The 6,518-nt window shown below is 73.0% G+C and carries 7 protein-coding genes; 5 read left to right on the top strand and 2 right to left on the bottom strand.

The features are described 5' to 3' along the window. The first annotated feature begins 1 nt into the window (after position 1). A complete protein-coding gene (locus A5481_RS05540) occupies positions 2 to 634 on the top strand; it encodes a 2-hydroxychromene-2-carboxylate isomerase (protein ID WP_048437160.1) in 633 nt (210 codons plus the stop codon). A gap of 104 nt (positions 635 to 738) precedes the next feature. Continuing rightward, complete coding sequence (locus tag A5481_RS05545; RefSeq protein ID WP_048437159.1) at positions 739 to 2,154, top strand: M20 family metallopeptidase; 1,416 nt, start codon at positions 739 to 741, stop codon at positions 2,152 to 2,154. Positions 2,155 to 2,176: 22 nt separating this feature from the next. Here the strand turns inward: A5481_RS05545 and A5481_RS05550 are convergent, their stop codons facing one another. Both A5481_RS05550 and A5481_RS05555 read right to left on the bottom strand, forming a co-directional pair. Beyond that, on the bottom strand, positions 2,177 to 2,440 hold the full coding sequence (locus tag A5481_RS05550; RefSeq protein WP_048437158.1) for a GNAT family N-acetyltransferase: 264 nt from the start codon (positions 2,438 to 2,440) through the stop codon (positions 2,177 to 2,179). A gap of 65 nt (positions 2,441 to 2,505) precedes the next feature. Then, positions 2,506 to 2,709, bottom strand: coding sequence for a hypothetical protein (locus tag A5481_RS05555; RefSeq protein WP_048437157.1), 204 nt, complete (start codon positions 2,707 to 2,709; stop codon positions 2,506 to 2,508). 433 nt (positions 2,710 to 3,142) lie between these two features. Between A5481_RS05555 and A5481_RS05560 the strand changes: the two genes are divergently transcribed. The 3 genes from A5481_RS05560 (at position 3,143) to zwf (ending at position 6,517) form a co-directional block, all read left to right on the top strand. Next, the gene (locus A5481_RS05560; protein WP_048437156.1) at positions 3,143 to 3,865 is read left to right on the top strand and encodes a GntR family transcriptional regulator; all 723 of its coding nucleotides are present in this window, start codon (positions 3,143 to 3,145) and stop codon (positions 3,863 to 3,865) included. A gap of 145 nt (positions 3,866 to 4,010) precedes the next feature. Further along, positions 4,011 to 4,928: an SDR family NAD(P)-dependent oxidoreductase gene (locus tag A5481_RS05565; RefSeq protein WP_082173576.1), complete on the top strand. Its 918-nt coding sequence runs from the start codon at positions 4,011 to 4,013 to the stop codon at positions 4,926 to 4,928. A gap of 113 nt (positions 4,929 to 5,041) precedes the next feature. Continuing rightward, positions 5,042 to 6,517, top strand: a complete 1,476-nt coding sequence (gene zwf / locus A5481_RS05570) for a glucose-6-phosphate dehydrogenase (RefSeq protein ID WP_048437155.1) — start codon at positions 5,042 to 5,044, stop codon at positions 6,515 to 6,517. Position 6,518: the final 1 nt, after the last annotated feature.

Raw genomic sequence — 6,518 nt, forward strand, 5'->3', positions numbered from 1 at the left:
GATGATCGAACTGTCCTGCTTCTACAGCCTGTCCTCGCCCTGGGCCTATCTCGGCGGCCCGAAGCTCCAGGACATCGTGCGCCGCCACCGCGCCCGGCTGGTGCTGAAGCCCTACGACTTCCAGGAGGTGGTGCCGAAGACCGGAGGCGTGCCGCTCCGGACCCGGCCGCAGCCGCGTCGCGATTATCATGCCGTCGAGCTCGCGCGCTGGAGCGACTATCTCGGCCTGCCGCTCAACGTGACGCCCCGGCACTACCCGACGCGGAATCCGGCACCGGACTGGAACAAGCAGGCCGGCTGGACCGTGATCGCCGCGCAGGCGGCCGGGCTCGACGCCTTCCCGCTCTCGCACGCGATCCTGCGCGCCCTGTGGGCCGAGGAGCGCGACATCGCCGATCCGGCGGTGCGGCGGGCGATCGCCGACGAGGCCGGCTACGACGGCGCCGCCCTGGTCGCGGCCGAGGGCAGCGAGCCGGTGCAGGCGGAGTATCGCCGCAACGGCGACGAGGCGGTGGCGCTCGGCGTGTTCGGCTCGCCGACCATCGTGCTCGACGGCGAATTGTTCTGGGGCCAGGACCGGTTCGACTTCGTCGACCGCGCGCTGGCACGGCGGGGCTTCCGGGACAGAGGCTAACGCCGCGCAGGCCTGGGCCGAGCCGGGCGCATGGCGCCCGGCCCCCATCGTGCGACAAGGGGCGGGGGCGAAAGCCTAACAACGTCCCGACAGCGCGAGGAAACATGCACAACGGCGAGGCGATCTGGCGGCACGTCGAGGAGCACGCGGCGGCGTTCACGGCCTTCTCGGACCGGGTCTGGGAGATGCCGGAACTGAACTTCCAGGAGGTGCGCTCGGCGGCCGAGCACACCGCGATGCTGCGCGCCCACGGCTTCCGGGTGACCGAGGGCATCGACGGCATGCCGACCGCCATGATGGGCGAGGCCGGCGAGGGCGGTCCGGTGATCGCGATCCTGGGCGAGTACGACGCGCTGCCGGGCCTGAGCCAGGAGGCGGGCGTGGCCGAGCACCGGCCGCGGCCGGGGGAGGGCGCCGGCCACGGCTGCGGCCACAACCTGCTCGGCGCCGGGGCGCTGCTGGCCGCGACCGCGGTCAAGGACTGGCTCGCTGCCGAAGGCCTGCCCGGCCGCGTGCGCTACTACGGCTGCCCGGCCGAGGAGGGCGGGGCCGCCAAGACCTTCATGGTGCGCGACGGGGTGTTCAGGGACGTCGACGTCGCGATCACCTGGCATCCGGGCCCGTTCGTGTCGATCTGGGAGCCGGTCTCGCTGGCGATCCAGCTCGTCGACTTCAGCTTCGCCGGCAGGGCCTCGCACGCGGCGGCGGCGCCGCATCTCGGCCGCTCGGCCCTCGACGCGGTCGAGCTGATGAATGTCGGCGTCAACTACCTGCGCGAGCACATGCCGAGCGACGCGCGGGTGCACTACGCCTACCTCGATGCCGGCGGCATCGCCCCGAACGTCGTCCAGGCGAGCGCCACGGTGCGCTATCTCGTGCGCGCCGCCGACCTGCCGTCCCTCCTCGACCTCGCGGCGCGCGTCGGCCGGATCGCGGACGGCGCGGCGCTCATGACCGAGACCACGGTGACGAGCCGGGTGGTGAGCGCGATGTCGAACCTGCTGGCGAACCCGCCGCTGGAGCAGGCCCTGCACGCCAACCTGATGCGGCTCGGCCCCCCGCCCTTCGACGCCGAGGACCGCGCCTTCGCCGAGAAGATCCGGGCGACGCTGACCCGGGAGGACATCGTCTCGGCCCATCGCCGCTTCGGCGTGCCGGTGACCGATGCGCCGCTCTGCGACACGGTGGTGCCGCTCGGCGCCAACGGCGAACGGATGATGGGCTCGACCGATGTCGGCGACGTGAGCTGGGCGGTGCCGACCGTGCAGGCCCGCGGCGCGACCTACGCCATCGGCACGCCGGGCCATTCCTGGCAGCTCACCGCCCAGGGCAAGACCCCGGCGGCGCACAAGGGCATGGTCCACGTCGCCAAGGCGATGGCCGGCACCGCGGTCGACGTCCTGCGCGACCCGGATCTGCTGGCCCGCGCCAAGGCCGACCACGCCGAGCGCCTGGCGCGCACGCCCTATGTCAGCCCGCTGCCGGCGGACCTGGCGCCGCCGCTCGACATGGCGGGGTAGAGAGCCTCGGCCGGGCAGGGCATCACGCGAGCAGGTCGCGATGCTCGCGGTGGCGGCGCAGCCACGCCGCCGCGTAGCCGCAGAGGGGGCGGATGCGCGTTCCCTCCGCCCGCGCGGCCTCGGCCACGCCCTGCATCAGCCGCTCGGCGGTGCCGGTGCCGCGCAAGCGGGGCGGCGCGTAGACGTACGAGATGACGAGGGTGCCGGGCTGGCGGCGGTAATCGGCGTAGGCGATCTCGCCGTCCACCTCGAGCTCGAACCGGCTCCGCTCCGGGTTGTCGCGCATGGGGGTTGTCCGGGTTCTCGGTCTCGGGGCAAGCGGTGACGGCTGGCGCGGTTCCGGGTTTCCCGTCACTCCTCCGGCACCAGCCGTCCGGCGAAGGTCAGGCACAGGCAGACCGCCCCGAGGGCGAATTCCCAGCGGCGGATGTCGCCGCCGATCGAGGCGACCACCGCCTGCCCGATCAGCACCACGCCGATCAGCGGCGGCACGACCGTGAGGACGAGGCGCAGGACCCTGAGCCAGGTCCGGCCGGAGGCGCGCCCGGTCGCCATCGCCTCAGCGCCCGGGCCCGCCGGCGACCAGGGTCGCCTTGCGCCCGTTCGGGGCGGTCGTCTCGTCGAGGTCGCTCATCCGCCGCTCCGGGGCTCGCCGTCATGGCTGCCGCGGAGGTGGCGCGCCGGCCCGGCCCGGTCAAGCCGCGCCGGGCGCAGGGCAGAGGATCGAACGGGACCCGCCCCTTCGCAAATCTGATATATCAAACTAAGCTGTGCATCCGGGAGGCCCTCCGGGTCGAGCGCGGCGAAGAACGCGCCGCGGGCGAGGGCGAGGCGAGCACGATCACCGACCATGGACCCCATCCGCACCGTTCCCCGCCACGAAGCCAGACAAGATCCCTGCCAAGATCCCTATTTCTGCCAAGACCCTCATCGCTGCCAAGACCCCCGTCCGGATCCGCGCCAAGTCCCCCGCAAGGCGCCGATCCGCATGCCGAGCCGCGTTCCCGAGCGGCCGCCCACGGCCTCGGCGGTGATCCGCCAGGAGCTGCGCGCCCGCATCGTCTCGCTGGCGATGCGCCCCGGCGAGCCGATCAACGAGAAGGCGCTGGCGCGCCGCTACGGCGTCAGCCGCACGCCGGTGCACGAGGCGGTGCTGAAGCTCGCCGAGGAGGGCCTGGTCGCGATCTTCCCGCAATCCGGCACCTTCGTCGGGCTGATCCCCTACGCTGACCTGCCCGAGACGATCATCATCCGGCGCTCCCTCGAGGAGACGAGCGCGCGCCTCGCCGCCGAGCGCGGCGACGCGGCGGGCCTCGCGGCGATCGACCGGGCGATGGCGGTGCTGGCGGTCGCCGACAAGGACGACCACGAGGCGTTCCACCAGGCCGACGAGGCGTTCCACGCGGGCGTCGCCCGGGCCGCCGGCCATCCGGGCATCTGGCGGCTGGTCCAGCAGGTGAAGGTGCAGGTCGACCGGTTCCGCCGCCTCACCCTGCCGCAGGCCGGCCGCCTCGACCGGGTCGTCGCCGAGCACGGGGCGGTGCGCGACGCGATCGCCGCCCGCGACCCGGAGGCGGCGGCGCGCCGGATGGGCGCCCATCTCGACGGGCTCCTGGCCGATCTCGGCGGCATCGCGGGCCTCAATCCCGACTATTTCGACGGGCCCGGCCGGCGCGACGAGGGGGAGCAGGGACGACCGTTCCCACCGTGAGGTCCGGCCGGGCGCGTGAGCGCCGGCCGCGACGCCGCGGCCGCGCCGGACGGCGAGATTTTTGTGCTCCCGCGTGTGGCGTTTCCCTTGCGACGGCCTACCTGCCGGCCTTGAGAACCGAGCCGAGATCCAGGCGGAGCGCACCATGACCCACCATCCCGCACTCGCGAAGGGCCGCGTCGCGGTCGTCACCGGCGCGGCGAGCGGCATCGGCCTCGCCGCCGCCAGGGCCTTCGCGCAGGCCGGGATGCGGGTGGTGCTGGCCGACCTGCCCGGCGAGGCGCTGACGCAGGCCGCCCGCGAGGTCGCCGGCGCGGCACCGGGCGGCGAAGCGGACGTGCGCGCGGTCGCGACCGACGTGGCGAAGCCGGAGGCGCTGGAGGCCCTGCGCCGCGAGGCCGCCTCCCTCGGCGCGGTGTCGCTGCTGATGGCCAATGCCGGCATCGAGGCCGGCGGGCGGTTCTTCTCCGACGCACCGACCTGGCACCGCATCCTCGACACCAACCTGTGGGGCGTGGTCAACGCGGTCCAGGCCTTCGTGCCCGGCATGATCGAGGCGGGAGAGCCCGGGGCGGTGATCGTCACCGGGTCGAAGCAGGGCATCACCACGCCGCCCGGCAACACGCCCTACAACGTCAGCAAGGCGGGCGTGAAGGTGACGACCGAGGCGTTGAGCCACGAGCTGCGCGAGGCGGGCTCGCCGGTCACCGCCCACCTGCTGGTCCCGGGCTTCGTCTATACCGGCCTCACCCGCGCCCGCGGCGTCGCCGAGAAGCCGGCCGGCGCCTGGACGCCGGAGGAGACCGTCGCCTTCCTCCTGGAGAAGATGGCGGAGGGCGACTTCTACATCCTGTGCCCGGACAACGAGACGACCCGGGAGATGGACGAGAAGCGGATGCGCTGGTCCTCCGACGACGTGATCCGCAACCGTCCGGCCCTGTCGCGCTGGCACCCCGACCACAAGGCCGCCTTCTCCGCCCACATGGAGGCGCCGCTCGAGGGCGGCGGCAGCGGTGCGGATGCGGGCGTGAAGGAGGCCGCGGCGACGCCGGCCTCGTACTGAGCGCCGCCGCACCACGCGACGAAGGCGGATGCCGGAGCCCCGCATCCGCCGGAGACACGGACTGGCCGCGCCCTTGCAGGGACGGCCGGAGAGAGCGGGAGACCCGTCACCCGATGCACAAGATCATCCCCGTCGCCCCCTTCGATGCGGTCGTGTTCGGCGCCACCGGCGACCTCACGATGCGCAAGCTGCTGCCGGCGCTCTACACCCGCTTTCGCGACCGGCAGATCCCGGAGGAGAGCCGCATCGTCGCGGCGGCGCGCACCCCTCTCGGCACCGGCGAGTACCGCGACCTCGCCGCGGCGGCGCTCGAGCGCCACGTGCCGGCGACCGACCGCGATCCCGACACGGTGACGCGCTTCCTCGACCACCTGCGCTACGTCGCGGTGGACGGCGCCGGCGACGCCGGCTGGGAGGAGCTGGCGAACCTCCTGTCGGAGCATCCGGACCACGTGCGGCCCTACTACCTCGCCACCTCGCCGAGCCTGTACGGCGCGATCTGCCGCAACCTCAGTGCCCACGGGCTGATCGGCGAGCGCTCCCGGGTGGTGCTGGAGAAGCCGATCGGCCACGACCTCGCCTCGGCCCGCGCGATCAACGACCAGGTCGGCAAGGTCTTCCCCGAGAACCAGATCTTCCGCATCGACCACTATCTCGGCAAGGAGACGGTGCAGAACCTGCTCGCCCTGCGCTTCGCCAACACGATCTTCGAGCGGCTGTGGAACGCCGACGTGATCGACCACGTCCAGATCACCGTGGCGGAGACCGTCGGGGTCGAGGGCCGCGGCGGCTACTACGACACCTCCGGCGCCCTGCGCGACATGCTGCAGAACCACATGCTGCAGCTTCTCTGCCTGCTCGGCATGGAGAGCCCGCTCTCCCTCGACGCCGACGCGGTGCGCGACGAGAAGCTTAAGGTGCTCCGCGCCCTCAAGCCGATCCCCGCCCACGAGGTGCCGATGCGCACCGTGCGCGGCCAGTACGTCGCCGGTGCGGTCAACGGCCAGCCGGTGCCCGCCTACGTCGTCGACCTCGCCGAGGACCGCTCGAGCCTGACCGAGACCTTCGTCGCCCTGAAGCTCGAGCTGATGACGCCGCGCTGGGCCGGGGTGCCGTTCTACCTGCGCACCGGCAAGCGGCTGCCGCAGAAGGTCTCCGAGATCGTCGTCCAGTTCCGCTCCTCGCCGTTCAGCATCTTCTCCGACGAGTTCGCCCGCGAGCCGAACCGCTTGGTGATCCGGCTGCAGCCGCAGGAGGGCATCAAGCTCGAGGTGATGACCAAGGAGCCCGGCCCCGGCGGCATGCGCCTGCGGTCGACCGGCCTCGACATCTCGTTCGAGGAGACCTTCAACCAGCGCTATCCGGACGCCTACGAGCGCCTGCTGATGGACGTCGTGCGGGGGAACGCCACCCTGTTCATGCGCCGCGACGAGGTCGAGGCCGCCTGGGCCTGGGCCGACACCCTGCTCAACGCCTGGGCCGACCGTCCGGAACCGCCGCGCCCGTACCCGGCCGGCACCTGGGGGCCCACCGCCGCGATCGCGCTGATCGAGCGCGACGGCCGCACTTGGCACGAGGACATCGGCTGAC

This window comes from Methylobacterium platani (genome assembly GCF_001653715.1).
GTDB lineage: Bacteria > Pseudomonadota > Alphaproteobacteria > Rhizobiales > Beijerinckiaceae > Methylobacterium > Methylobacterium platani.

Excerpts from the sequence above, each read along its gene's own strand:
- A5481_RS05555 (WP_048437157.1), bottom strand. The coding sequence starts at position 2,709 with ATGGCGACCGGGCGCGCCTCCGGCCGGACCTGGCTCAGGGTCCTGCGC.
- A5481_RS05565 (WP_082173576.1), top strand. The coding sequence starts at position 4,011 with ATGACCCACCATCCCGCACTCGCGAAGGGCCGCGTCGCGGTCGTCACC.
- A5481_RS05540 (WP_048437160.1), top strand. The coding sequence starts at position 2 with ATGATCGAACTGTCCTGCTTCTACAGCCTGTCCTCGCCCTGGGCCTAT.
- A5481_RS05550 (WP_048437158.1), bottom strand. The coding sequence starts at position 2,440 with ATGCGCGACAACCCGGAGCGGAGCCGGTTCGAGCTCGAGGTGGACGGC.
- A5481_RS05560 (WP_048437156.1), top strand. The coding sequence starts at position 3,143 with ATGCCGAGCCGCGTTCCCGAGCGGCCGCCCACGGCCTCGGCGGTGATC.
- A5481_RS05545 (WP_048437159.1), top strand. The coding sequence starts at position 739 with ATGCACAACGGCGAGGCGATCTGGCGGCACGTCGAGGAGCACGCGGCG.
- zwf (WP_048437155.1), top strand. The coding sequence starts at position 5,042 with ATGCACAAGATCATCCCCGTCGCCCCCTTCGATGCGGTCGTGTTCGGC.